Source organism: Stenotrophomonas sp. WZN-1 (genome assembly GCF_002192255.1).
Lineage (GTDB): Bacteria > Pseudomonadota > Gammaproteobacteria > Xanthomonadales > Xanthomonadaceae > Stenotrophomonas.
Window position 1 is genome coordinate 1799879 of the sequence record NZ_CP021768.1, and the last position, 23058, is coordinate 1822936.

The 23058-nt window shown below is 66.8% G+C and carries 25 protein-coding genes, 1 other RNA gene and 1 pseudogene; 14 read left to right on the forward strand and 13 right to left on the reverse strand.

Going from position 1 to position 23058, the window contains the following annotated elements; genetic code table 11:
* Together CCR98_RS08575 and CCR98_RS08580 are read left to right on the forward strand one after the other, a co-directional pair.
* Complete coding sequence (locus tag CCR98_RS08575) at window positions 1–738, forward strand: SDR family oxidoreductase (protein WP_014036829.1); 738 nt, start codon at window positions 1–3, stop codon at window positions 736–738.
* Complete coding sequence (locus tag CCR98_RS08580; protein WP_014646790.1) at window positions 732–2153, forward strand: efflux transporter outer membrane subunit; 1422 nt, start codon at window positions 732–734, stop codon at window positions 2151–2153. The genes CCR98_RS08575 and CCR98_RS08580 overlap by 7 nt, the downstream gene beginning before the upstream one ends.
* A gap of 41 nt (window positions 2154–2194) precedes the next feature.
* Here CCR98_RS08580 and CCR98_RS08585 read toward each other — a convergent pair whose 3' ends face one another.
* Window positions 2195–2572 carry a VOC family protein gene (locus CCR98_RS08585; protein WP_087922258.1) on the reverse strand — a complete coding sequence of 126 codons (378 nt, stop codon included), beginning with the start codon at window positions 2570–2572 and terminating at the stop codon, window positions 2195–2197.
* 140 nt (window positions 2573–2712) lie between these two features.
* Between CCR98_RS08585 and CCR98_RS08590 the strand changes: the two genes are divergently transcribed.
* Window positions 2713–2976, forward strand: a complete 264-nt coding sequence (locus CCR98_RS08590) for a hypothetical protein (RefSeq protein WP_049414598.1) — start codon at window positions 2713–2715, stop codon at window positions 2974–2976.
* Window positions 2977–2995: 19 nt separating this feature from the next.
* On the opposite strand, the gene CCR98_RS08595 is transcribed toward CCR98_RS08590, so the two are convergent.
* Window positions 2996–3853, reverse strand: coding sequence for an endonuclease/exonuclease/phosphatase family protein (locus tag CCR98_RS08595; protein WP_087922259.1), 858 nt, complete (start codon window positions 3851–3853; stop codon window positions 2996–2998).
* Window positions 3854–4253: 400 nt separating this feature from the next.
* On the opposite strand from CCR98_RS08595, the gene CCR98_RS08600 reads away from it, so the two are divergent.
* Window positions 4254–5480: a cytochrome P450 gene (locus CCR98_RS08600; RefSeq protein ID WP_087922260.1), complete on the forward strand. Its 1227-nt coding sequence runs from the start codon at window positions 4254–4256 to the stop codon at window positions 5478–5480.
* A 20-nt stretch (window positions 5481–5500) separates the two neighbouring features.
* On the opposite strand, the gene CCR98_RS08605 is transcribed toward CCR98_RS08600, so the two are convergent.
* Together CCR98_RS08605 and hchA are read right to left on the reverse strand one after the other, a co-directional pair.
* The gene (locus CCR98_RS08605) at window positions 5501–6205 is read right to left on the reverse strand and encodes a PA1136 family autoinducer-binding transcriptional regulator (protein ID WP_087922261.1); all 705 of its coding nucleotides are present in this window, start codon (window positions 6203–6205) and stop codon (window positions 5501–5503) included.
* A 4-nt stretch (window positions 6206–6209) separates the two neighbouring features.
* Window positions 6210–7082 (reverse strand): glyoxalase III HchA, encoded by an 873-nt coding sequence (hchA, locus tag CCR98_RS08610; protein ID WP_087922262.1) that lies wholly within the window; start codon window positions 7080–7082, stop codon window positions 6210–6212.
* 379 nt (window positions 7083–7461) lie between these two features.
* Here hchA and CCR98_RS08615 point away from each other — a divergent pair, with 379 nt between their 5' ends.
* Entirely contained in the window at window positions 7462–8685 is a 1224-nt protein-coding gene (locus CCR98_RS08615) for a cytochrome P450 (RefSeq protein WP_232463101.1), read from the forward strand.
* 18 nt (window positions 8686–8703) lie between these two features.
* On the opposite strand, the gene CCR98_RS08620 is transcribed toward CCR98_RS08615, so the two are convergent.
* The gene (locus tag CCR98_RS08620) at window positions 8704–10725 is read right to left on the reverse strand and encodes an alpha/beta fold hydrolase (protein ID WP_087922264.1); all 2022 of its coding nucleotides are present in this window, start codon (window positions 10723–10725) and stop codon (window positions 8704–8706) included.
* Between the two features lie 146 nt (window positions 10726–10871).
* On the opposite strand from CCR98_RS08620, the pseudogene CCR98_RS08625 reads away from it, so the two are divergent.
* Window positions 10872–11334 (forward strand): annotated as a pseudogene (locus CCR98_RS08625) (isoprenylcysteine carboxylmethyltransferase family protein).
* A 14-nt stretch (window positions 11335–11348) separates the two neighbouring features.
* Here CCR98_RS08625 and CCR98_RS08630 read toward each other — a convergent pair.
* The 3 genes from CCR98_RS08630 to ssrA all read right to left on the reverse strand — a co-directional run bounded on the left by CCR98_RS08630 (window position 11349) and on the right by ssrA (window position 12815).
* Window positions 11349–11831: a hypothetical protein gene (locus tag CCR98_RS08630; protein ID WP_087922265.1), complete on the reverse strand. Its 483-nt coding sequence runs from the start codon at window positions 11829–11831 to the stop codon at window positions 11349–11351.
* 27 nt (window positions 11832–11858) lie between these two features.
* Window positions 11859–12305, reverse strand: coding sequence for a lipoprotein (locus CCR98_RS08635; RefSeq protein WP_075076051.1), 447 nt, complete (start codon window positions 12303–12305; stop codon window positions 11859–11861).
* A gap of 156 nt (window positions 12306–12461) precedes the next feature.
* Window positions 12462–12815: a transfer-messenger RNA gene (gene ssrA / locus CCR98_RS08640) on the reverse strand.
* A 529-nt stretch (window positions 12816–13344) separates the two neighbouring features.
* Here ssrA and CCR98_RS08645 point away from each other — a divergent pair.
* Window positions 13345–13776 carry a GNAT family N-acetyltransferase gene (locus CCR98_RS08645; RefSeq protein WP_087922266.1) on the forward strand — a complete coding sequence of 144 codons (432 nt, stop codon included), beginning with the start codon at window positions 13345–13347 and terminating at the stop codon, window positions 13774–13776.
* A gap of 130 nt (window positions 13777–13906) precedes the next feature.
* Complete coding sequence (locus tag CCR98_RS08650) at window positions 13907–14479, forward strand: hypothetical protein (protein WP_087922267.1); 573 nt, start codon at window positions 13907–13909, stop codon at window positions 14477–14479.
* Window positions 14480–14513: 34 nt separating this feature from the next.
* Here the strand turns inward: CCR98_RS08650 and CCR98_RS08655 are convergent, their stop codons facing one another.
* The gene (locus CCR98_RS08655) at window positions 14514–14945 is read right to left on the reverse strand and encodes a GNAT family N-acetyltransferase (protein WP_087922268.1); all 432 of its coding nucleotides are present in this window, start codon (window positions 14943–14945) and stop codon (window positions 14514–14516) included.
* Window positions 14942–15445 (reverse strand): SsrA-binding protein SmpB, encoded by a 504-nt coding sequence (gene smpB / locus CCR98_RS08660; RefSeq protein WP_005409231.1) that lies wholly within the window; start codon window positions 15443–15445, stop codon window positions 14942–14944. Before smpB ends, CCR98_RS08655 begins: the two co-directional genes overlap by 4 nt.
* Window positions 15446–15502: 57 nt before the next feature.
* Between smpB and CCR98_RS08665 the strand changes: the two genes are divergently transcribed.
* Together CCR98_RS08665 and CCR98_RS08670 are read left to right on the forward strand one after the other, a co-directional pair.
* Window positions 15503–15928: a type II toxin-antitoxin system RatA family toxin gene (locus CCR98_RS08665; protein WP_087922269.1), complete on the forward strand. Its 426-nt coding sequence runs from the start codon at window positions 15503–15505 to the stop codon at window positions 15926–15928.
* A 3-nt stretch (window positions 15929–15931) separates the two neighbouring features.
* Entirely contained in the window at window positions 15932–16189 is a 258-nt protein-coding gene (locus CCR98_RS08670; RefSeq protein ID WP_087922270.1) for an RnfH family protein, read from the forward strand.
* Window positions 16190–16224: 35 nt separating this feature from the next.
* Here CCR98_RS08670 and bamE read toward each other — a convergent pair whose 3' ends face one another.
* Window positions 16225–16617 carry an outer membrane protein assembly factor BamE gene (gene bamE, locus CCR98_RS08675; protein ID WP_014036847.1) on the reverse strand — a complete coding sequence of 131 codons (393 nt, stop codon included), beginning with the start codon at window positions 16615–16617 and terminating at the stop codon, window positions 16225–16227.
* A 103-nt stretch (window positions 16618–16720) separates the two neighbouring features.
* Between bamE and fur the strand changes: the two genes are divergently transcribed.
* Window positions 16721–17128 carry a ferric iron uptake transcriptional regulator gene (gene fur / locus CCR98_RS08680; RefSeq protein WP_005409235.1) on the forward strand — a complete coding sequence of 136 codons (408 nt, stop codon included), beginning with the start codon at window positions 16721–16723 and terminating at the stop codon, window positions 17126–17128.
* A gap of 58 nt (window positions 17129–17186) precedes the next feature.
* Here the strand turns inward: fur and CCR98_RS08685 are convergent, their stop codons facing one another.
* Entirely contained in the window at window positions 17187–18431 is a 1245-nt protein-coding gene (locus CCR98_RS08685; protein WP_087922271.1) for an SGNH/GDSL hydrolase family protein, read from the reverse strand.
* 97 nt (window positions 18432–18528) lie between these two features.
* On the opposite strand from CCR98_RS08685, the gene CCR98_RS08690 reads away from it, so the two are divergent.
* The gene (locus tag CCR98_RS08690) at window positions 18529–19446 is read left to right on the forward strand and encodes a LysR family transcriptional regulator (RefSeq protein ID WP_014036849.1); all 918 of its coding nucleotides are present in this window, start codon (window positions 18529–18531) and stop codon (window positions 19444–19446) included.
* Window positions 19447–19556: 110 nt separating this feature from the next.
* Here the strand turns inward: CCR98_RS08690 and recN are convergent, their stop codons facing one another.
* A complete protein-coding gene (gene recN, locus CCR98_RS08695) occupies window positions 19557–21218 on the reverse strand; it encodes a DNA repair protein RecN (protein ID WP_087922272.1) in 1662 nt (553 codons plus the stop codon).
* A 115-nt stretch (window positions 21219–21333) separates the two neighbouring features.
* Between recN and hrcA the strand changes: the two genes are divergently transcribed.
* Both hrcA and grpE read left to right on the forward strand, forming a co-directional pair.
* The gene (gene hrcA, locus CCR98_RS08700; protein ID WP_008266321.1) at window positions 21334–22398 is read left to right on the forward strand and encodes a heat-inducible transcriptional repressor HrcA; all 1065 of its coding nucleotides are present in this window, start codon (window positions 21334–21336) and stop codon (window positions 22396–22398) included.
* Between the two features lie 63 nt (window positions 22399–22461).
* Window positions 22462–22977, forward strand: coding sequence for a nucleotide exchange factor GrpE (gene grpE, locus CCR98_RS08705; protein WP_087922273.1), 516 nt, complete (start codon window positions 22462–22464; stop codon window positions 22975–22977).
* Window positions 22978–23058: the final 81 nt, after the last annotated feature.

Below are 23058 nucleotides of genomic sequence, written 5' to 3' on the forward strand. Positions count from 1 at the left end.
ATGAACACCCATCAGAACAAGATCGCACTGGTCACTGGTGCCACCCGCGGCATCGGCGCCGAGACCGTGCGTCAGCTGGCACAGGCCGGCGTGCACACGCTGCTGGCCGGCCGCAAGCGCGAGACCACCGTGGAGCAGGCGCTGAAGCTGCAGGCCGAGGGCCTGCCAGTGGAAGCGCTGCAGCTGGACGTGACCGACGGTGCCAGCATCGCCGAGGCCGTGCAGCAGGTGCGCGAGCGCCATGGCCGTCTCGACATTCTGGTCAACAACGCTGGCGTGCTGCTGGAAAACCCGGCGCAGCGGCCCTCCGAGCAGTCGCTGGACACCTGGCGCCGCACCTTCGACACCAACGTCTATGCGCTGGTGGCGGTGACCCAGGCGTTCCTGCCGCTGCTGCAGCAGGCCAAGGCCGGCCGCATCGTGAATGTCTCCAGCATCCTCGGCTCGCAGACCCTGCATGCCGATCCGGCGTCCGGCATCTACGACATGAAGGTTCCGGCCTACAACGCCTCCAAGGCAGCGGTGAACAGCTGGACCCTGGCGCTGGCGCACGAACTGCGCAGCACGCAGATCAAGGTCAACACCGTGCATCCGGGCTACGTGAAAACCGACATGAACGGCGGCCACGGCGAGATCGAAATCGCCGAGGGCGCGCGTTCCAGCGTGCAGATGGCACTGATCGGCCATGAAGGCCCGAATGGCAGCTTCACCTACCTGGGCGAGGTGCTGCCATGGTGATCCGCACGTTGGCGATGGCCGTCTCCAGCCTGGTGCTGGCAGGCTGTGTCAGCGTCGGCCCGAACTACAAGGCCCCGGTGCAGGAACCGGTGGTCCTGCAGAGTGCACAGCAGCCGGTCTTCAGCACTGTCTCGCCGGTGGCCAGCTGGTGGGCGCAGTTCGATGATCCGGTGCTGGAACAGCTGGTGCATGGCGCACTGTCGGACAACCTGGACCTGCGCGTGGCCGTGGCCCGCGTCAGCCAGGCCCGCGCGGTGTTCGTCGAAAGCCGCTTCGACCAGGCTCCGCACATCACCGCTGGCGGCAGCTACGACCGCCGCAAGCAACCCGATCCGCAGCTGGGTGGGCAGCGGGTGTTCAGTGAAAGCTACCAGCTCGGCTTCGACGCCGGCTGGGAGCTGGATCTGTTCGGCCGCAAGCGCCGCGCTGCAGAAGCCGCGCGTGCCGACCTCGGTGCCGAGCAGGCCAACCTGGCCGACGCGCAGGTACTGGTCGCCGCCGAAGTGGCACGCAACTACTTCGAGCTGCGCGGCACGCAGAAGCGCATCGCGGTGGCCCAGCACACGCTGGAAAACCTGCGCGATACGCAGAAGCTGACCGAGGCGCGCTGGGAGCTGGGCGCCGGCAGCGAGCTGGATGTGCAGAGCAGCCGCGCCCGCCTGAAGGCGATCGAGGCCGACATTCCGCTGCTGGAAGTGGCCGAGGCGCAGTCGCGCAATCGCCTGGCCGTGCTGCTGGGCCAGCGCCCGGAAGTGCTGACCGACATGCTCGCGCCGCATGACGTGCCGGCCTTCGCCAAGGCACTGCCGCTGGGCGATACCCGCGAACTGCTGCGTCAGCGCGCCGACGTGCGCGTGGCCGAGCGTCGCCTGGCGGCCGCGACCGCACGCGTGGGCGTGGCCACCGCGGACCTGTTCCCGCGGCTGTCGCTGTCCGGCTTCGTCGGTTTCCTGGGTGGCGATGCCAGCGGCCTGGTCAATGGCAACAACAAGGCCTGGTCGCTGACCCCGTCGTTGAGCTGGGCCGCATTCGACTTCGGCACCGTGCGTGCGCGCCTGCGTGCCAGCAAGGCTGAAGCCGAAGGCGTGGCCGCGCAGTATGAGCAGGCGGTACTGCTGGCGCTGGAAGACACCGAGAACGCGCTGACCCGCTATTCCAAGCAGCAGGCGCGGCTGGCAATCGTGGTCGAGCAGGCGCAGGCGGCACGGCGTGCCGAATCGCTGGCACAGATCCGCTATCGCGAGGGCTCGGAAGACTTCCTGACCCTGCTGGATGCGCAGCGCACGCAGCTGGCGGCCGATGACGCATTGGCGGCGGCCGAGTCCGAAGTCAATGTCAGCGTGGTCGGCGTGTACAAGGCGCTGGGCGGCTGGGGACAATCACCGCAGCAACCGAGCGTGGCGCAGGTGCAGTAACCGCAGGGGACGGAGGCCGTGGCTTCCGTCCCCTTCTTCTTTCAGGGCCACTGATTGGCCGGCTCCTCGCGCTCGCGCATGCGCACGATGCAGAAGCGATGGCCGGTCGGTGCTTCCATCACCCACCAGCGTTTGACGAAGCCTATCCGGCGCGCGCCGAGCTTCTCCAGGCGGTCGGCCTCGGCGTCGATGTCGTCGCTCTCGATGTCCAGGTGCACCCGTGATGGGTGATCGACCCGCTGGACTTCCACGTTCAAGCCTGCCGGTGCACCCAGCAGGTCGGCATACTCGGCGCCCCCTTCGACACGCGCCGCCTGTGCCTGCAGGCCGAGCGCGGCGGCCCAGAAGCGGGCACCTTCGTCGGCGGGAATGTCCTGGCAGTCGATGATGAATCCTGCCAGCCGGCTCTGGTGTGCCATGTCCTGCTCCGCAGTTTGGGGTGCGAGGCAGGGTAACGCAGTACGTTCCGGGAGCATCTTCACGTCTGTGACGTTTCTGACTCTGCCGAAACTGGAGCCCGACGTGTAACTAGTGGGTCAGGCACTTGGGAGGACAGGCGATGGCGGACGGAAGGCGGGATACCCAACGGATGTTGTTCGGCGATCCGGGCCCGCCGGGCGCGGGACTGTCGGTGGCGGTCGTGGTGCTGCTGGTACTGGCAACGATGGCTGCCGCGGTCGGTTTCCTGCGCCTGCAGGATTCGATGCTGGGGCTGGGCCTGATCGGCGTCGCCGTGTTCCTGGCGATCGGCGCCCGCATCTGCCAGGCGCGCGATCAGCATCAGGCGTTGTATCGCCTGCTGTCACGGCAGCCGCCGCTGTAGCTGCGGCTGCCGTGAGGGGTCAGTGCTTCGGCCAGTCCAGTTCGACCACCAGCGGGAAGTGGTCCGATGGCAGCACGCCATCGATGCGGCGGTCATCGGTCAGGAAGCTGCGCGCATGGAAGCCGCGCACCAGCACCCAGTCCAGCTGCGCGGTGGCCTTGCCGGTGAAGTCGTGGAAGGTCAGTCGCGGGCCCTGCGGTGCCTTCACCTGGGTACGGGTGTCGTGCAGCAGATGGGTGAATGCCTTGTAGGTGTCACCGCCGGGCTCGCTGTTGAAGTCCCCGGTCAGCACCACCGGCAGGTCGGCAGGCAGGCTGGCCACGCGCTTGCCGATCAGCTCGGCACCCTTCACCCGGCGTGGTTCGTCCTCGTCACGGTAGGGCAGGTGGGTATCCATGAAATAGAAGCGGCGGCCGTCGTCGATGCGGCGGAACAGCGCCCAGGTGACCATGCGCGGGTACAGGTTGCCCCAGGTGATGCTGCCGGGCACATCGGGCGTATCGGACAGCCAGAAGTTGCCTGATTGCTCGACCGCCAGCACCGTGCTGTCGTAGAACACGCCCATGTGCTCATCGCCGCTGCCGCCGCGGCGGCCCTCGCCGAACCAGCGGTAGCCGGGCAGGTGTGCGGACAGGTACTCGGCCTGCTCCTGCACCAGTTCCTGGGTGCCGATCACCGCCGGGTGCGCATCGAGGATGACCTTCACCATCGCGTCGCGACGGTCGGGCCATCGCTTGCCGGGCTCGGTATCGGCCGGGGTGCGCACATTGAACGACATCACCTTCAACGGCGCGGGGGCCGCAGCCCATGCGCTGGTCACAGGCAAAGCAAGTGCCAGCAGTGCAGACATTACGGGGCGACGAAAACGCGACAACATCGTGGAATCCCTCCATTCCATGAAAACGGTTTCACGGAGCATCGCACGGATTGCCGGTTCATGGCTGTGCGTGCGTTGGCGGTATCCGCCGGTCGCCGCAGCGTATTCAGCAGGGCCTTGACGGCGCATTGACCCGCCCGCCCGGGCCTGCGTGCTAGAACGGCGCTGCCGGCCATTGAACCCGGCACCGCAGCAACCATCAACGGAACCACAAGGAGCTGTGCCATGTCACGATTGATTCGCGCCCTGCAGGTGTCGCTGAACCTGCGTTCGGACAATTCCACGCAGTGCATCCGTTCCAAGTATCGCTACTGGAATATCTTCTGACCGGAAGGACTCCACGTAATCGATGACATCGCCAGGGAAGGTCGATGATCTTCCCTGGCATTGGAGGCAGGGCATGGATGAGCGGGCAGCGGTTGCGGAAGTGGTTTCCATCGACGACCTGCTCGAACGCGTGCGTCGCGAAGGGCCGGTACTGCGCTTCAACAATGATGTTGTCGGCATCTTCGACCCGGCCCTGGCGGTCAGGATCGACAAGGCCAACACCGACCAGCACACCGTACCGGATTCACTGATTGATTTTCTCGGCCTACGCAGTGGCAGCGACCGGGTTGCGTGGCGCGAGGTGCGGGCATTGCTGAGTGAGCAGGCCGGGCGGCTTGCCAGTCCCGGCCACATGCGCGACCTTTACACGCGCATGCACGGCTTCCTTGCCCAGCGCGCGGACAGGCCGCACGACCTCAGCGAACTGAGCTGGTGGACGATCTCGCAATCGCTGTTGCCGCTGCTGATCGATGGCCTCAGTCGTTCCGATGTCGATGCGCTCATCGGTGAGCAGAAGACCCGATACAACGCGATCGTGCTGCAGAACTTCTCGTTCTGGCGGCGGATCATCGACTTCCATCTTTCCCGCCGTGCGGCCCGCACGGTGTCGCGGCACATCCGGCGTCGTGCGCGCGAGACCGTGCCGCGCGAGGACTTCCTGCAATCCCTGCTGCCGCTGGTGCAGCGGGTCGGGGTGGACCGTGTTGCCTATCTGGTGTCGATGGTGCTGGCCGGCATGTCGGGCCTGCCGGGCATCACCGCGGCCAGCCTGCTGTACGCGATGCACCGTTTTCCGCACTGGCACGTGCGCATCCGTGAGGAAACCTCGGCGCTGAGCCTGGAGCAGCTGTACGCGCTGCCGATCAAGTCACTGCCGTGCACGTCGCGCTTCGTCAAGGAAACTCTGCGGCTGTGGCCGGGACTGTTCGCCCTGCATCGTCCGGCCTCGCACGATATCGATATCGAGGGCGTGTGCATCCGCAAGGGCGGGGCGTACGAGCTGTCGTCCTACTTCCAGCATCACTCGCCGGAGTACTGGCAGAACCCGGACAGCTTCGATCCTGATCGCTGGTTGCCCGAGCGACGCCAGGCCAACAAGGGCGCCTACGTGCCCTTTGGATTCTCCTCGCGGGCCTGCATCGGCAGTGCGGTCGGCCACGCGCAGCTGTTGCTGTTCTGCGCGCTGGTGACCCGCGATTTCGAGTTGACGGTACAGGATGAGCCCACGCCGTGGATGCAGCTGGAAGGCTTTGCCATCCCGGTCGATTTCATCGGTACGTTGACGCCGCGGCACACCTGACAATATCTGTGCTGCTTGGTTCAGTCCTCAATCTCACCACGGCGGCCTGCCGCGCGCACCGCCTGCGCGGTAGTGGCCACGCCGAGCCGTTGCCGCGCTCGCCGTAGATGGTTTTCCACCGTGCGTGCGGACAGCCCCAGCGTGGCCGCGATTTCGGCCTGGCGCCGACCAGCAGCCACCCAGCGCAGCACCTCGCGTTCGCGTGCGCTCAAAGCGCCTGTGGGAACATCCGCCGGCGCTTCGGCAAGCCGCCGCGCGGCACGGAAGGCTGACGCGCCGACCATTTCCAGCCGCAGGTGCGCGCTGGCGGACGCATCAATCGAGGTGCCGGCGAAGCTGACCGCACCTTCCAGGCCGGTCGGGCCGAACACCGGTACCTGCAACCCATGCAGGCCATTGCCACGCGGCTGCTTCACCACCTGGTAGCGTTCGCCGCGCACGCCCTGGCGCTTGCTCCAGAAGAACGGCGCAGTGCTGTCCAGTACATGGCGGTTGACCGGACAGGCGTGCAGGTACCGGGTGAGATCGGTATCACTGCCGTTGCCGAACCAGTCACCCTCGATCCAGTACACGCGCTGCGCGTCGCGCTCCAGCCCGGTTCCGGTGGCGAACACCAGCAGGCGGTCGTAGCCCAGTGGCGAGGCGGCGGCGCGCAGCACGCTGCCGACCGCGGCCAGTGACCGCGCCTGTTCCAGTTCCAGCAGCGCGGGCACCAGCGCAGGCATTGGCTCAGCGCCCGGCCAGCGCGTCGAGCAGCGTGCGCGCGGCCAGCTTGCCCAGCGCATTGCCGGCCAGCGGGCTGTCGCCGGTCAGCAGCAGGCGATCCTGCAGCACGCTGCCATCAATGCCCTCGTTGACGATCTGCACGCCCTGCTGGGCCAGGCGTTCACCGAAGAACCAACGCAGCTGCCCCGGCATGTAGCCGATCTCCGGTGTCTGCCGGTCCATCGCGTCGGGGAAGGCACAGATGCGGTAGCCGCGGAACAGCGAGCCACCTTCGGCTTCATCGACGCCCGCTGCCAGCAGTGCTGCCGGGCCATGGCAGAGTGTGATGATGTGGCGCTGGCCAGCCATGGCCCATTGAAGCGCGGATTTCACTGCCGTGCTTTCAGGCAGGCCGATCAGTGCGCCATGGCCACCCGGAATGAAGATGGCGGCATAGTCCGAGTCGGCGCCCAGGCCAGCCACCACCTCGTCCAGCTGCAACGGCTGGCGGAAGCGCGCCTCGTAACGTTCGTACAGGGCGCCGATCTCGCGGTCCTCGCGCGGGAAGGCCCACCATTCGAACTTGACGGCGTTGCCGGACAGCGTCGCCACGTCGATATCGAAGCCAGCCTTGTCCAGGTGGTACATCGGCAGCAGGGTTTCCACCGGGTGGTTGCCGGTGGAGAACAGGTGGCCATTGGCGGTCGGCAGATAACGCTCGTCGGCGGCGATCATCAGCACCTTCCAGCGGCCATCGCGGCGCGCATCCGGATACTCGGCGCCGGACAGGTCGCTTTTGGGCGAGGTGAACTGCGACAGCGAATACGGAGACGGGAAGAAGGCATCGCGCTCGGCCGGATCGGGGCTGGGCTGGCGGCTGGGCTCTTGCGTGTTCATGCGGACCTCCGTTGGGGGAAAGTGAGCCCAGCATAGGAGGCCACGTGCGCAGGCGCGATGAGGGATTCCCCTCAATGGACCATCACCCGGATGCTGCATCGCGGCAGCGGCCCGGTTGGACAGCAGGATTATGTCGTGTTATCTAGCCGGTGCCGGGATAATCCCGGCATAACCACACAGCAAGCAAAGGAATGAAAATGAAAAGATTCGCCCGAGCATTGCGCGTCACTCTGAATATCCATCCGAACGAGAAGAGCAGTGTGTGGAATACTTGGCCGCTCTGGGTCGAGTTCTGATCCTGCGGGGCAACCCCGCGATTGAGCGGTAGCAAGACGAAGGGACTCGTCTTTCGAGTCCCTTCCTGCCGGAGACGCACTGCATGCAAGGGATGTCGAATGAAGGCAGCGCCATTGCTGCCGAGCGCCTGGCTGCGCGCGTGGAGCGCGAAGGACCGGTGCTGAAACTGGAAACCGGCGGCATCGGGGTGTTCTGCCCGGAGCTGGCTGGCAAGGTCGACAAGGAGAATTCCGAGCACCTGTTCGTGGTCGAGTCGCTGGCCGACCTGTTCCGCCGGCACGAACGCGTACGCTGGACCGAAGTGCGCAGCCTGATCGCCACGCGCAGTGCTGAGCTTACCGGAGCGCAGACCCTGGAGGCGCTGCAGTCGCGCATGCGGCGGGCGTTGGACGCACTGTGCGGGCGCGAGCTGGATGCCACGCCCGCCGTGTGGAAGGTGATGGCGCATCCGCTGGTGCCACTGGTGATCGACGGGCTCGACGCGCGCGGCACCGCGGCCATCGAACGCGCTCTGCATCTGCGCTACACCACCCAGGTCGAGCAGGTCATCCATCGGCGTCATCTGCTGCGCAACTTCCTCATCGGTCGTGGCGAATCGCGGGCAATCGCCGCCGAACTCAAGCGCCGGGTCCGCAGCGGACGTTCGCCGCTGGACTACGCGCAGTCATTGCTGAGCCTGCGCGAGCGCATCGGCCTGGACAAGGTCACCTACCTGGTCACCGTGCAGCTGATCGCCATTTCCGGCGTGCCCGGCATGATGGCCGCCTGCCTGCTGCTGGCGATGCAGATGCATCCGCACTGGCGCCAGCGCATCGAGGAGGAATTCGCACCGCTCTCGGATGCAGAGATCCATGCGCTGCCGATGGCCAGGATTCCCTGCACCATGCGCTTCCTGAAGGAAGTGATGCGGTTGTATTCCACGCCCTTCAACAACCGTCGCGTGGCCGCCTGCGATCTGCAGGTGGAAGGGCAGGCCATCGCCGAGGGCACGGTGTTCGAGCTGAGCTCGTTCATCCAGCATCGCTCGGCGAAGTACTGGGATGACCCGCTGCAGTTCGATCCCGATCGTTGGCTGCCGGAGCGGCGCAAGCGCACCGCCGGCATCTATGTGCCTTATGGCTTCCCCACGCGTTCCTGCGTGGGATCGGCGGTCGGCAACGCGCAGCTGGTACTGCTGTGCGCGCTGCTGGCGCGCGAATTCCGTTTCACGCCCAGTGCCGGCTACCGGCCCGAAGTGCGCATGGAGGGCTTCGCGATTCCCGCAGCACTGCACGGCACGTTCTCGCGGCGCACGGCAGGTGCCTGATCTGTCGGGGCCGGCGGCTTACTTTCCCGTTCGTCCGTGTTCCTGCATGTCCTCATGCAGGATCCGCCGCAGCTCGACGATGGCTGGCGTGGCTTCCTGCACGCTGTGCCCGGACACGATCACTTTCTCCGATTCCGCGTGCGGCAGGTGCGAGCTCCAATAGGGCACCAGCCCGTCGTCGGTCTTTTCCAGCGGGCCATCGGCCTTGGCGCGGGCGATGATCGAGTGGTAGTGCACCTTCGGTGACATCGGCAGGTCGGCCACGGCGCGGACGAACGGATCGTCCTTGTCCAGGTTCTGGATGCTGTTCATCTGGTAGCCGTGCTTGCCATCGTTTCGATCGATCTGGCCGTCGTTGGCCAGTGTCGCCACGTCTTCCAGCACCGTCAGTGGCAGCCGCACCAGGCGGCCGATCCAGCGGCCGAGGCGGGTGCCGGCCACGTCGGTGCCGCGATGCGGCGTGGCGATGAATACCACCCGCGATACTTCCGGTTCCGGCAGGAAGGTCAGCACCGGCGCGCCCTTGGTGCGCAGCAGCTCGCGCTGGGCGGGCGTCATCTGCGCGGTGGCGAGCAGGGTGTCGACCAGGTGGTCGCCGGAGGAGGACACCATCAACCGCGCGATCATCCCGCCCATGCTGTGCCCGACCAGCACCATGTCATGCGAGGCCTGCGCCTTGCCGCTGGGGTCGAAGTGCTTGAACACTTCGGCCAGCGTGTGGCGCATCGCATCGTGGCTCATCGCGATGGGCATGTTGGTCGGGTAATAGAACTGCCAGACCTGGAAGTCCTGGCGGATCTCGTCGTCGCGCATCAGTTCGTTGGCGACGTTGACCCAGGCCTCCGGACTGCTGGCCAGGCCATGGATCATCAGCAGCACGCGGCGGTTCGGGTCGTAGGGCTGCATCATGTACAGATGCGGCGTGTCGATGCCGCCCTTGCCACCAAACAACGAGCGCAGCGACTGGTGGCTGAAGTTGGAGCGTGCCAGCCACAGTGCATAGCCTGCAGTGAAGTTGGCCGCCAACGGCACCTGCTGGCCGTGCAGGGTCACTTCCGAGACCTGGTAGGGATCGTGGATCTCCAGTTCCGGCTCGTCGTCATGCAGCACTTCCCACAGATTCTTTCCCGAGAAGCGCAACAGCACCGTCATCGAAGGCGAGGGCATCTCGCTCCAGCTCTGGGTGGCCGAGGTGCTTGCCTGCGCGGTGGATGTCGTTGCTGAAGGCGTGGTGGCCACGCTGCCGGCCGGGTCATCCATCACCGCTACCAGTTCGGCGCCGAAGCCATCGCGTCGATGCACGCTGCGCAGCGTGCCGGTGAACGACAGCGAGGCGGCCGGCACCAGTTCGGTCGGGGTGCGCGTGTCCAGCGGCGATGCTTCGCCTGAAGGCGCCAGCACGAAGGTCCAGCGGCCCAGCTGGAAATGGCTGGCCTGGCCGTGCACGCGCCCGGTGGCATAGGCGTTGTACAGCTGCACCGAGGCTTCCTGCACCGCCAGGTTGTAGTAGTCGCGCACCTGGGTCTGGCGGTCTTCGAAACCACGCTGGTTGGCGGTGCGTTCGGTGAAGAACAGATAGGCATAGGCCTGGCGCGCGACCTGCATCCAGGCGTCCAGGCGCGGCTGGAAGTCGGCATCCAGCTCGGTGATCGCAGTCTTGGCGCGGCCGGATGCCGAGTACTCGCGCTTCGGCGCCGGCAGGGTCATCGCATACTGCAGCCACAGCTCGGCCAGGCTGGAGCGCTTGTCTTCCTCGCGCACCACGATGCTGCCTTCCATCGCCTCGATGCAGGGCAGGCCCGGCTTGGCGCAGACGCCTTCGTCGAGGCCCGCCACCCGCAGGGTCTCCATGGTCGCCGCGCTGAGCTTGCCGGACGTGAGAATGTCACCTCGCTTGAGCGCGATGTACTGGCCGGGCGTGACCGAGGCGACCTGCACCGACGGCCCGAACTGGCGCAGCGTCGCGCAGCCGCCCAGGGTGAGCAGAACGGTGATGATGAGGGTCGTGCGGCCGATGAAGCCCAAGCCCGTGGTAGCCATACGATGCTCCTGCGCGGTGGCGCCACTCTAGCGGCCGTCCTGTCAAAGCGGAATAGACTGGGCGTTCGGTCTGGGCCGGGCCGCCGTGGGCGATTCAGGCATTCCCGTGTGACACTGCGGTGAATGGTAGGAACACGGTGATCGCGATGGCCTGGCTGGAAACCCGCATTCCCCCGCCCGTGCTGATGCTGCTATGCGCCGCTGCAGGCTTTGCAGCACGCTGGCTGCTGCCGGGATTCCACCTTCGGCTGCCGGTCGCCGGTTCTACTGGCAGGCGTGACGATGATCCTTGGAGTGGTGCTCAACCTGCTGCCCAAGCTGTCCTTCCGGCGCGCCGGTACCACCGTCAATCCTCTGCGGCCTTCGGCGTCGAGCGTGCTGGTTATCAGCGGAATCTACCGCCGCACGCGGAATCCGATGTATCTCGGCCAGGCGTTGGTCCTGTTTGGTGCCATGGTGTACCTGCAGAACCTGATCGCGCTGCTGGTGGTGCCGCTGTTCCTGGTGTACATCACCTGGCAGCAGATCCTGCCGGAGGAGCGGGCACTGATGGCCCGCTTTCCCGAGGCGTACGCGCAGTACCGTCATCGCGTGCCGCGCTGGCTGTAGCGTCGGCTACGCCATCAGCGGCTGATCTGGCACTTCACCGCTGCCGAATAGCCCTCGTAGTCGTCGCCTGCGATCACGTGCAGGGTGTGGCGCTTGTCGATGCGCTTCACATACGACGGCTCTTCGGTGTTGGCATGCTCGTTGACCTCGGTCACCGACCAGGCCTTGGCCAGGCGCTTGGAATCGACGCCGTTCAAGTACACGAAGAGGCTCTTCTCGCCTTCGGCCACGTTTACATCGGCACTGCTGACCGTGCCGCCAAACAGCGCGACCGGCTTGTCTTCCGGCTCGAACGTGCCGCCTGGCTTTTTGGCCAGGCCGGCGGCCTGAAGTGCATCGATGGCCTCGGCGGCACTGAAGTTCGAGCCGGCCTTGCAGGCCAGCAGCGCTTCCAGCGTGGCGGTGCCGGGGGGCGCGATGGCCGGGGCCGCAGCGTGCGTGGCTGGGGCTGCGGCGAGGACGGAAAGGAACAGGGACATCGTGAGGCCAGCTTTCATGGCAGATCCTTCTGATGGGGGCAGGAGTCAGAACGCTGGTTCGATCACCGGGAACTCTTCAGCGGAGGAGTAGAGGCGATAGGCCTGTGTGGCGCCGGCGCGGACGTTGATTTCGGTCGAGCGCCGGCGGGAATTGTTGGTCTTCTCCGACTGCAGCACGCCGCACAGGCCCCGTCCCTGGACAGGCGTGGCGGTCAGTACGTGGCGCCCCTCGGCCAGGACAAGGGACAGGCGCTCGGCGGGGTCGAGATGTGCGGCCATCTTGCCGTCGACCATGACCCCCATGTAGCAGCCGCTGCCCACGAATCCAACGTCGCGGGTGACCGTGATGGTGCCCGTGGGTTCACCCTGCGCGTCGATCGGGAAAATGCGTGCGGCCGGAGCGTCCTTGATCTGCTCGGGGGATGCCTGCTTGGTAGGCATGCAGCCGGACAGTGCGGCAATCAGCAGGGCAGGGACGAGCAGCTTCTTCATCACAGTTCTTCCTTGGCGGAGATCGGGGTCTCGATGGCCGGAATGATGCAATGAAAAGGGTTTGGAGTTACAGCCTTCCAGACGGGCAGGCACAAAAAAGCCGGAACCCCATCGACAGGAGATCCGGCTTCTTGCGGCCTCGACAGGCCATACAGATGGTGGAGGTGGGCGGAATTGAACCGCCGTCCGAAGGCACTCCATCCCCAGCACTACATGCTTAGCTCACCGTTGGATCTCGTCCCCGAACAGCACGGTGCGCAAAGCGCATCCGGGAACCAGCCTGTTGTGTTCTAGTGCCGGACTGACAGGCAGCCACCCAGCGCGATTCCATGATAGTGACTCTACACCGCGAGCATGGACACAAGCGGTTTCGAGGCTTAGGCCTTAAGCGGCCAGAGCGTAGTTGTCGTCGTTGGCAACTAGAGTTTTGCAGCTGGATTTACGAGGAAAGCTACCCCCTCGGCATGCGCCAGGCGACTTCACAACCCCCGTCGAAACCAATGCACCCCCGGTTTCTACAGTGCTGCAAGGTACAGGGCCGATTCCGTGTCGCCACGGGCAGGGCCTGCCCAACGATGCGAATGGTACGGCAATCTTCCTGAACAGTCACGCGGTCGGGCTTCACGTAGAGGCAGCAGGCCGACCCCGATGAGCGAGGCTGGAAGTTCGCCCTGGCCGCGTTGATTGGTGGTGGCCGCGACCCGGCGGTACCGGCGCAGGTGTACATTCCCGGCCGCGCGGCGGGCCACCTGGCGCCCTGCCGTGCGTGGTCGACTCGAATCCGTGGGTGCTTCCCCAGGATTGCGCGATGAGCGTTTTCATCAGTGCCGGCAAGATGCGGTTGCGATGGATAGGGGTGCTGGCCGTGAGTGGCCTGGCACTGCAGGCAGGCGCTGCCGCAGCTGCGGATTCCCCGCGCGCGTCGGTGGGAGGGCGTACGGCCCCTCACTGGAGGTGCATCAGCGTTGGATGCTGCGGCCGGCGCGAGCACGGGTGATAGCATCGAGACTTCCGATCTGCAGCTTTATGGAAGGAAGCCATGTCGCTTGAAATCGCCGTAACGGATGAGCCCAGCGACGAGGCGCTGGACCTGATCGGCAGTGGTCTGGACCAGTTCAATCTGGACGCCGCCGGGTATGCAGATCGACGCACGCTGGCGGTACTGGTCACCGATCCAGCCAGTGGCAGGGTGGTGGGAGGCCTTACCGGGCGGACTTCGTTGGGCCTGTGGTTCGTGGATCTGTTTCATCTACCACCGGCATATCGCGGCAACGGGCTGGGTTCGCGCGTGCTGAAGGCTGCAGAAGATGAGGCGCGCCGGCGCGGTTGTCGTTCCGGAGTGCTCTACACCATCAGTTTCCAGGCGCCGGACTTCTATGTGAAACAGGGATGGGCTGTGTTCGGTGAAGTGCCATGCGATCCGCCGGGGACGCGCAGGATTTTCCTCAGCAAGGATCTGACGCGGTCGTGAACCACGCGCGGGCCGTCAATTTGCAACGTGTTGCAGTGCGCCGGTCATAGCGGATTGGTAACTTCATTGGCACGAATTTGCGACACACTGACAACCACCATCCGAGCCAGGGCAGACACGGAGACTCTGGGTGACCGAGGCAAGCCAACAACGCAGCCTGCGACAGCTGGTCGGACCCGTCGGGGCCGACTACCAGCGGCGGGCGTTGCCCCCCGGCTGGGTGTGGGCCGTGCTGGGCGTGTTGCTGGCGGCCACCTGGTTGAGCGAGCTGCCGGCCACGGCGGCCGCGGCCCTGGTGGCCAGCGCGGTGGTGGTGCATTGGCCGCAGCGCGGCCGTACCCACTGGCTGGGCTGGCGCCTGCCCGCACTGGCAGTGATGGCGGCCCTGCTGTGGGGGCCAGAGGTGCTGTCGCAGTGGTTTGAACATGGCCTGGCCGTGGTCCTGATGTCGCTGGCCAGTCTCAGCATCGGTGTGCATGTCTGGCAGTCGCGGCAGCTGGCGCGGCAGTTGCAGGGCGCGGCCGATTCGCTGGATGACGCCCAGTTGCTGGCCCTGTTGCCGGCCGACGCGGCCCGGATGGCGCAGCGGTGGCGCGCCGGCGATGACCGTCATGCGCCGGAACTGGCGGTGGTGATGCACCTGGCCGTGATGCACGCGGCGCTGGCACCACGCATGCGCGGGCGGGGCCTGCTGGCAGGCTGACCGGAAGGCAGCGCCAGCGCCAGCGCCGACGCGACTACGAGCCCGACAGCTGTTTGCGCAGGTAGATGCGCTCGTGCCCGGGCGGGCAATCGGGCAGCCGCCCATAGACGGTGTAGCCCTGCCGCAGGTAGAAGGCTTCTGCCTGCCAGTCGAAGGTATCCAGCATCACGTTGAAGGCGCCCTGCTGGCGTGCGGCGGCTTCTGCCTCCGCCAGCAGCCACTGGCCGATGCCTTGCCCGCGCAGTTCTGGATCCACCCACAGCACGTGCACCTGCAGCCAGCCGGCACAGACGTCGGCCAGCACGCCACCGCGCAGCGCGCCGTGCTGGTCATGCCAGGCCAGGCGGATTGGAATCTCATCGAACGCATCGCCGCCGTGGGCCTGGTTGAAGGCCAGCAGGCGCGCGCACAACGTGCGCGTTTCATCGGCGCTGGCAGTCACCATGGCGCCGATGGGGGTGGTCATGCGTCGCGGTTGCCGCGACGCATCACACGCTGCTTCTCGATCGCCCAGTCGCGGTCCTTGGCGGCATCGCGCTTGTCGTGGGTCTGCTTGCCCTTCGCCAGCGCGACTTCGAGCTTGATCTTGTTCTTGCTCCAGTACATCGCGGTGGGCACGATCGTGTAGCCATCGCGCTCGACCTTGCCGACCAGCTTGTCGATCTCGCTCCGGTGCAGCAGCAGCTTGCGCTCGCGCCGGTCATTGGCCACCACGTGGGTGGAGGCCTGGATCAACGGGGTGATCTGCGCGCCGATCAGGAAGATCTCGCCGTGCTTCACATAAGCGTAGGCGTCGATGATGTTGCCGCGGCCGGCGCGGATCGACTTCACCTCCCAGCCCTGCAGGGCCAGGCCGGCCTCGAAGCGCTCTTCGATGTGGTACTCGTGGCGGGCACGCTTGTTCAACGCGATGGTTTTGTTGGCCGTCGCGCTCTTTGCTTTATCCTTGCCGCTGTTCTTGCTCATTTCCGTATTGTCTCCGATTCGGGCCCGCCCGGTCGATTGCCGAAACGTCCTGTATTCATGCCTACTATCCGCCGCAGCGCCCTGGTCGAACATTCGGCCGCGCGCATGTTCGACCTGGTCAACGACGTCCAGGCCTATCCGCGCCGTTTCCGCTGGTGCTCGGCTGCCCAGATCCTGGAGCAGGGCGAGGACCGCCTGGTGGCGCGCCTGGACCTGGGCCTGGGCTCGTTCAGTACCTGGTTCCAGACCGAGAACACCCTGCAGCGCCCGCACAGCATTGATATGCAGCTGCGCGATGGCCCGTTCAAGCAGTTGCACGGCCGCTGGGAATTCCATGCACTGGCCGAGGATGCCTGCAAGGTCACCCTCACCCTGGAGTTCGAGCCCAGCTCGCGCCTGCTCGGTCCGGCCCTGGCGATCGGCTTCCAGGGACTGGCCGATCGCATGGTCAACGATTTCGTCCGCGTGGCCGACGAGGCCTGATCGATGATCGAGGTCGAGGTGGTACTGGCCTGGCCGCAGCGCGTGTTGGCGCGCCGCTTGCAGCTGGAAGAGGGGGCGACCGTGGCCGACGCCATCGCCGCTGCTGCATTGGAAGGCAGTGCCGACTGTCCGGCTGCAGCCGTGCATGGCGTGCTGGCACGTCCACAGCAGGTGCTGCTGGAGGGTGACCGCATCGAGCTGCTGCGCCCGTTGCTGGCCGATCCCAAGGACAACCGCCGGCGTCGCGCGCTCGGCGGTTGATCCCGGCAACCCGTCCTTGCGGACGGGCAGGGGCCTCAGCGGCCCTTCTTCTTCTTGTCCTTCGGCAGGTTACGGCCGAACTGGCGCACGGTCTGCTGGGCCAGGGCCTTGTCGTTACCCGGGAAGTAGTCGCCTTCCCAACGGGTCACGGCGTCATTCTCGAAGAACACCACGAAGTTCTTCACTTCGGTACGGCCCAGGCGGTTCACGCGCTGGCTGGAGGTGTAGTCCCAGCGCTGGGCGTGGAACGGGTCGGGAATGGACGGGGTGCCCAGCAGCGCGGTGACCTGCTGCTTGCTCTGCCCGACCTGCAGCTTGGCCACGGCATCTTCCCGGATCAGGTTGCCCTGATAGATGGGTTGCTTGTAGATGATGCCGCACCCGGTGGTGGACAGGGCGACGGCGGCGACCAACAGGAGATTGCGCATCGGGACTGGCGGTTGGGGAAATCAAACCGATGATACACTCCCGGCGTGCCACCGCGACCCAATCCGAGGCAGCTGGCGCTAAATCGCCAATGAACGGAGACCTATGGAAACCCACGACCTGCGTAAAGTCGGCCTGAAGGTGACCCATCCGCGGATGCGGATCCTGGCGCTGCTCGAGCAGCGCAATGCCCAGCACCACATGACCGCCGAAGACATCTACCGCCAGCTGCTGGAGCACGGCGACGAGATCGGCCTGGCCACGGTGTACCGGGTGCTGACCCAGTTCGAGGCCGCCGGCCTCGTGCTCAAGCACAATTTCGAAGGCGGCCAGGCCGTCTACGAGCTGGACCGTGGCGGCCACCACGACCACATGGTTGACGTGGACAGCGGCAAGATCATCGAGTTCGAAAGCCACGAGATCGAGGAGCTGCAGCGCAAGATCGCGGCCGACCACGGTTACGAGCTGGAAGAGCATTCGCTGGTGCTGTACGTGCGCAAGAAGCGCAAGTAAGCCGTTCCAGCCAGCTGGATGCGACGAAACCCCGGGCTTGCCCGGGGTTTTTCGTTGTTCACAGTAGATCCACGCCATGCGTGGAGGGCCCCATCACCACCTCCAGATCCACCGCCTCGGCCATGGCCCGGTTACCCGCATCGCCCGGATGCAGGTGGTCGCCGGAGTCGTAGGCGACGGCCATCCGTGACGGATCGGCAGGGTCGCGCAGCGCCGCATCCAGGTCGATCACCGCATCGAACGGGCTGTCGCTGCGCAGCCAGGTATTGAGCTGTTGGCGCAGGGCCTCCTTTTCCGGCTGGTAGTAGTTGTCCAGCGGTGTGCCGGGCAGGGCGCCGGCGAACGGCGTCAGGGTGGCGCCGAGGATGCGCAGGCCCCGCCGATGGGCCTGTTCGGCCAGGGCGCGATAGCCGGCCTGCAGTTCGGCCAGGCTGGGCCGGGGCTGCGCGCGGGCAAAGGCGGTGCCGGGCCAGCTGATGTCGTTGATGCCGATCAGCACGATCACACTGTCCACGCCGGGCTGATCCAGTGCGTCGCGCTGCAGGCGGGCCAGAACCGACTCGCCCATGCCGTCGCGCAGCAGCCGGCCGCCGGAGATGCCGGCGTTGACCACCGCCACGCCCCTCGGTGCCAGGCGTGCGGCCAGGTGGTCGGTCCAGCGCTGGTCCAGGTCGAGGCTGGCGGTGGCGCCGTCGGTGATCGAATCGCCGATCACCACCACACTGCGCGCGCTGGCGGCGGCCTCGACCTCGATCCCGGTCAGGAACAGGCGTGCGGTCGTGGAACTGGAACCCTGCAGGTTGCGCGCGCGGGTCTGGTTGCCGCTGGCGATCCAGCTGGTCTGGCGCCCCTCCCAATGGAAGGTCTGCAGTGGCGTCGGCCCCGGCACAAAGACATTGACCTGCAACGCCTGGCGATTTTCCGTGGCCAGCGCCAGTGGATCGCTCAGCCGCTCCTGTCCGGGCTCGATCGATACGCCGGGCTGGCCGTCGAAGCTGAGCGGCTGCGGGGAGGCGCCTGCGTGGGCGGCCACGCTGGCCGCGCCGATCCGCAGCGGTTGGGTGCCGTAGGCATTGCTCAGCCGCACCCGCAGCCGGGGCCCGCCCAGGCTGATGCGTGCGGTCTGGCGGAAGGTCTGGTCCTGCAGCGTGGCCGGGACCAGGGTCGGGAACAGGAAATCGGCGCCCCAGACCGGTTGCGGACTGGCCTGCCAGCTGGCGACCCAGTGCTGGTCCGGGGCGGCGCTGGCTGCGCTGGACAGGGCGATCAAGGCGGTCGCGGTGAGCTGGCTGAAGCGGTTCATCGGGCAATCCCGGGAGGAGGGAGGGCCATGGTGATTCCCCGTCCATCTGTGAACTAGACTGCGCATGGATAATCATCTGTGAACTGGATTCATCGCCATGGCGCGACCCGACATCAACCGATCCGGCGAACTGGAAGTGTTCGTGCGGGTGATCGAGACCGGTGGCTTCTCCGCCGCGGCCCGCACCCTGGACATGACGCCCTCGGCGGTCAGCAAGCTGGTGGCGCGGCTGGAGCAGCGGCTGGGTACGCGCCTGCTGCAACGCTCCACCCGCCAGTTGCAGCTGACCCCGGAAGGCTGCGCGTTCTACGAGCGCGGCCTGCGCGTGCTGGCCGACCTGGAGGAGGCCGAGCGCTGTGCCAGTGCCCATGCCGAGCCGCGCGGACGGTTGCGGGTCAACTCCAATGTGCCATTCGGCCAGCATTTCCTGTTGCCGCTGCTGCCGGCGTTCCTCGAACGCAACCCGCAGGTAGGCGTGGACCTGACCCTCAACGACGAGGTGATCGACCTGCTTGAGCAGCGCACTGACGTGGCGGTGCGGGCAGGCCCGCTGAAGAGCTCCAGCCTGGTGGCGCGGCGGCTGGGTGCGACGCGGATGATGATCGTGGCTGCGCCGGCCTACGCGCAGCGGCATGGGCTGCCGCGCACGGCCGAGGAACTGCAGTCGCACAACCGGCTGGACATCGGCCATGCGCGTGCGATGCAGGGTTGGCCGCTGTTGCAGGACGGTCGCGAACGCATGCTGCTGCCCAGTGGCAATGCGCGCGCCAGCAACGGCGATGCGCTGCGCCAGCTGGTGCTGGGTGGGCTGGGCATGGCGCGTTTGGCAGCGTTCCAGGTGCAGCAGGATATTGCCGCCGGGCGCTTGCTGCCGGTGCTGGAGGAAGCCAACCCCGGTGACCTTGAAGAGGTGCACGCGGTGTTCCTGGGGCAGGGCGGCTACCTGCCGCTGCGGGTGCGCGCCTTCCTCGATTTCCTGGTGGAGAACGTCGATCTGACGCAGCCACGGGGGTAGTGCCAGCCGCTGGCCGGCAACCTCACGATCTTCGCCGCCCCGCATCGGGCTGCCGGCCGGCGGCCGGCACTACCGCGCGGAAGCCGGGCCCATGCTCGGCTCGGCCGGCATCAGACCTGCAGCAGCTTGCGGGCGGCGGCGCGCGCTTCCTTGCTGACTTCCACGCCGCCGAGCATGCGCGCCAGTTCTTCCTCGCGCGCCTTGCTGTCCAGCTTTTCCACTGCGCTCTGGGTCATGCCTTCCACCGGGGCCTTGCTGACGCGGTAATGGGCATGGCCCTTGGAGGCGACCTGCGGCAGGTGGGTCACGCACAGCACCTGGCGCTTCTCGCCAAGTGCGCGCAGCTTCTGGCCGACGATGTCCGCCACCGCGCCACCGATGCCGGAGTCGACTTCGTCGAACACCATGGTCGGCACCGCATCCAGATCCAGCGCGGCCACTTCGATGGCCAGCGAGATGCGCGACAGTTCGCCACCCGAGGCCACCTTGCGCAGGGCGCGCGGCGGCTGGCCGGCGTTGGCCGCCACCAGGAATTCCACGCGCTCGGCACCCTGCGGGTCGGGCTTGCCGGCGTCCTGCGGTTCCAGCTCGATCAGGAACTGGCCGCCGCCCATGCCCAGCTCGGCGATGATGCCGGTGGTGGTGGCCGACAGCTCGGCAGCGGCCCTGCGGCGGCTGGCGGTCAGTACCTCGGCCTGCACGTGCCAGGCCGCAGCGGCCTTGTCGATCTCGCCGGCCAGGCGCTGCAGGCGTTCGTCAGCACCACGCAGCTGTTCCACTTCGGCATGCATGCGCTCGCGCTGGGCGCCCAGCTCGTCCATCGGCACGCGGTGCTTGCGGGCCAGGTCGTGCAGGCGGCCGAGGCGACGCTCGTTCTCCTCGAACTGCTCCGGGTCGGCGTCGAGGTCGTCATGCACGCGGTCCAGCAGCGACAGGGCTTCGTGCAGCTGGATCGAGGCGTTTTCGATCAGGCCGTCCACCTCGCCGAGGCGCGGGTCGTGTTCGATCAGGCGCGACAGTTCGTGGCGCACCTGCTGCAGCAGGTCCAGCGCGGAACTGCCGTCGTCACCATTGAGCTGGTTGCTGGCCGCCTGGCAGGCGCTCAGCAGGGCGCTGGCATGGGCCTGGCGGCGGTGGCTGGCACCGAGTGCGACGATCGACTCTGGTTCCAGGTCTTCGCGGTCCAGCTCGCGCAGCTGGTGTTCCAGGAAGCCGATCCGGTCACTGACGTCGCCCTGTTGCGACAGCGCCAGCGATTCGTCGACCAGCGCCTGCCATGCGGCAGCGGCGCGGCGCACCTGGCGGCGCTCGACCGCGTTGCCGGCATAGGCATCCAGCAGGGCCAGCTGCGATGGGCGCGCCAGCAGGGCCTGCTGTTCGTGCTGGCCATGGATCTCCACCAGCAGAGAGGCCAGGTCGCCCAGCTGCGCCAGGGTCACCGGGCGGCCATTGATCCAGGCCCGCGAGCCGCCGTCGGCACGGATCACCCGGCGCAGCTGGCATTGTTCCTCGTCGTCCAGCTCGTTGTCGGCCAGCCACTGGCGCGCAGCCTGCAGCTGCTCCAGCGCGAACTCGGCCGAAAGCTCGGCGCGCGCGGCACCGTGGCGGACCACGCCGCTGTCGGCGCGCAGGCCGGACAGAAAGCCCAGGGCGTCGACCATCAGCGACTTGCCGGCGCCGGTCTCGCCTGAAACCACGGTCATGCCTGGCCCGAACTCCAGTTCGGTGGCGCGGACGACGGCGAAATCCTTGATCGAAAGATGTCTGAGCATGGGTAAGGGGGTGTCAGCAGCCGCGCAAAGCTAGCACGCGGGCGCGGGAGGTCCAATGACTTGCCAAGGCGATGCGCCGCCATTATCTAGTGTCCGTGTCTCACAGGTTGATTCCATGCACGGTTCTCCCGACCAGCTTGCCCCGCGTGCGCGCCATCTGTTGCGCACGCTGATCGCGCGCTACATCCAGGACGGTGAGCCGGTCGGCTCGCAGACGCTGGCGCGCGTGGCCGGCCTGGAGGTCAGCCCGGCCACCATCCGCAACATCCTCGGTGACCTGGAAGACCTGGGGCTGCTGGCCTCGCCGCATACCTCGGCCGGGCGCATCCCGACCGCGCATGGTTACCGGGTGTTCGTCGACAGCCTGTTGCAGATGCAGCCGCCGGGCGAGGGCGAGCTGGCCAGGTTGCGCCAGGAACTGGCCGGCGGCGGCAGCACCCAGGCACTGCTCGGCAGCGCCTCGGAGCTGCTGTCGGCGATGAGCCACTTCGTCGGCGTGGTCAGCGCCCCGCGGCGCGAGCAGTTCGCCTTCCGCCAGATCGATTTCGTGGCGCTGGACGGGCGCCGGGTGCTGGCGATCCTGGTGTTTGCCGACAACGAGGTGCAGAACCGCGTCATCGAGACCCGCCAGGAGTTCGCGCCGGGGCAGCTGGAACAGGTGGCCAACTACCTCAATGCCCATTTCGCCGGCCTGCCGATGGCCGAGATCCGTACCCGCCTGCTGCTGGAGCTGCGTGATGCCCGCTCGGAGCTGGAGCAGCTGCTGGCGCACAGCATCGAACTGGCCGAGCAGGCCCTGCAGCCGGCGGCCGACGACATGCTGGTGGCCGGCCAGACCCGCCTGATGGGGGTGCAGGACCTGTCCGACCTGGAGCGCCTGCGCGAGCTGTTCGAGCTGTTCTCCAGCAAGCGCGAGATCCTGCAGTTGCTGGAGCGCACCATCCAGGCCCCAGGGGTGCGCATCTTCATTGGCGAAGAGACCGGGATGATGCCGTTGCAGGGCGTCTCGCTGGTCACCGCCCCCTATACCGCCAATGGCCAGGTGCTGGGCGTGCTGGGCGTGATCGGCCCCAAGCGGATGGCCTACGACCGCATGATCCCGCTGGTCCAGGCCACCGCCGATGTGCTTGGCGCGGCCTTTTCGCCGGCCGGGCGCACTCCCGGAACATCCGACGCTTGAAACGCAGCATCCCGCCCACACTAGGGTGGGTGGAGGCGGAGACTGACCGCCAGGGACCCAGACATGAACCACGAACATCCAGATATCGAATCCCAGCAGACTGCCGCCGATGCGGCCGCCGCCGCCGGCATCAACGACGAAGTGGAGCGCCTGCGCGGCGAAATCGAGCAGATCAAGGCCGATGCGCTGCGTGAGCGCGCCGACCTCGAGAACCAGCGCAAGCGCGTTGCCCGTGACATCGAGCAGGCCCGCAAGTTCGCCAACGAGAAGCTGCTGGGCGAGCTGCTGCCGGTATTCGACAGCCTGGATGCCGGCCTGAAGGCTGCCGGCGATGACCCGCATCCGCTGCGCGAGGGCCTGGAGCTGACCTACAAGCAGCTGCTGAAGGTTGCCGCCGACAATGGCCTGGTCCTGCTGGACCCGACCGGCCAGCCGTTCAACCCGGAGCACCACCAGGCGATCAGCCAGGTGCCGGCCCCGGGCGCCGCTCCCGGCACCGTGGTGACCGTGTTCCAGAAGGGCTACCTGCTCAACGAGCGCCTGCTGCGGCCGGCGCTGGTGGTGGTGGCCGCCGACTGACCCGGCCGGGCCAGCGACGGCCCACCGCGATCGGGTAGCGCCGGGCCATGCCCGGCGAACCTTGAACGGTTGAACACAGCG

Bases quoted from the DNA above. Each gene is read 5' to 3' on its own strand.
- CCR98_RS08575 (WP_014036829.1), top strand. From the start codon at position 1: ATGAACACCCATCAGAACAAGATCGCACTGGTCACTGGTGCCACCCGC.
- CCR98_RS08580 (WP_014646790.1), top strand. From the start codon at position 732: ATGGTGATCCGCACGTTGGCGATGGCCGTCTCCAGCCTGGTGCTGGCA.
- CCR98_RS08585 (WP_087922258.1), bottom strand. From the start codon at position 2,572: ATGGCACACCAGAGCCGGCTGGCAGGATTCATCATCGACTGCCAGGAC.
- CCR98_RS08590 (WP_049414598.1), top strand. From the start codon at position 2,713: ATGGCGGACGGAAGGCGGGATACCCAACGGATGTTGTTCGGCGATCCG.
- CCR98_RS08595 (WP_087922259.1), bottom strand. From the start codon at position 3,853: ATGTTGTCGCGTTTTCGTCGCCCCGTAATGTCTGCACTGCTGGCACTT.
- CCR98_RS08600 (WP_087922260.1), top strand. From the start codon at position 4,254: ATGGATGAGCGGGCAGCGGTTGCGGAAGTGGTTTCCATCGACGACCTG.
- CCR98_RS08605 (WP_087922261.1), bottom strand. From the start codon at position 6,205: ATGCCTGCGCTGGTGCCCGCGCTGCTGGAACTGGAACAGGCGCGGTCA.
- hchA (WP_087922262.1), bottom strand. From the start codon at position 7,082: ATGAACACGCAAGAGCCCAGCCGCCAGCCCAGCCCCGATCCGGCCGAG.
- CCR98_RS08615 (WP_232463101.1), top strand. From the start codon at position 7,462: ATGCAAGGGATGTCGAATGAAGGCAGCGCCATTGCTGCCGAGCGCCTG.
- CCR98_RS08620 (WP_087922264.1), bottom strand. From the start codon at position 10,725: ATGGCTACCACGGGCTTGGGCTTCATCGGCCGCACGACCCTCATCATC.
- CCR98_RS08630 (WP_087922265.1), bottom strand. From the start codon at position 11,831: ATGAAAGCTGGCCTCACGATGTCCCTGTTCCTTTCCGTCCTCGCCGCA.
- CCR98_RS08635 (WP_075076051.1), bottom strand. From the start codon at position 12,305: ATGAAGAAGCTGCTCGTCCCTGCCCTGCTGATTGCCGCACTGTCCGGC.
- CCR98_RS08645 (WP_087922266.1), top strand. From the start codon at position 13,345: ATGTCGCTTGAAATCGCCGTAACGGATGAGCCCAGCGACGAGGCGCTG.
- CCR98_RS08655 (WP_087922268.1), bottom strand. From the start codon at position 14,945: ATGACCACCCCCATCGGCGCCATGGTGACTGCCAGCGCCGATGAAACG.
- smpB (WP_005409231.1), bottom strand. From the start codon at position 15,445: ATGAGCAAGAACAGCGGCAAGGATAAAGCAAAGAGCGCGACGGCCAAC.
- CCR98_RS08665 (WP_087922269.1), top strand. From the start codon at position 15,503: ATGCCTACTATCCGCCGCAGCGCCCTGGTCGAACATTCGGCCGCGCGC.
- CCR98_RS08670 (WP_087922270.1), top strand. From the start codon at position 15,932: ATGATCGAGGTCGAGGTGGTACTGGCCTGGCCGCAGCGCGTGTTGGCG.
- bamE (WP_014036847.1), bottom strand. From the start codon at position 16,617: ATGCGCAATCTCCTGTTGGTCGCCGCCGTCGCCCTGTCCACCACCGGG.
- fur (WP_005409235.1), top strand. From the start codon at position 16,721: ATGGAAACCCACGACCTGCGTAAAGTCGGCCTGAAGGTGACCCATCCG.
- CCR98_RS08685 (WP_087922271.1), bottom strand. From the start codon at position 18,431: ATGAACCGCTTCAGCCAGCTCACCGCGACCGCCTTGATCGCCCTGTCC.
- CCR98_RS08690 (WP_014036849.1), top strand. From the start codon at position 18,529: ATGGCGCGACCCGACATCAACCGATCCGGCGAACTGGAAGTGTTCGTG.
- recN (WP_087922272.1), bottom strand. From the start codon at position 21,218: ATGCTCAGACATCTTTCGATCAAGGATTTCGCCGTCGTCCGCGCCACC.
- hrcA (WP_008266321.1), top strand. From the start codon at position 21,334: ATGCACGGTTCTCCCGACCAGCTTGCCCCGCGTGCGCGCCATCTGTTG.
- grpE (WP_087922273.1), top strand. From the start codon at position 22,462: ATGAACCACGAACATCCAGATATCGAATCCCAGCAGACTGCCGCCGAT.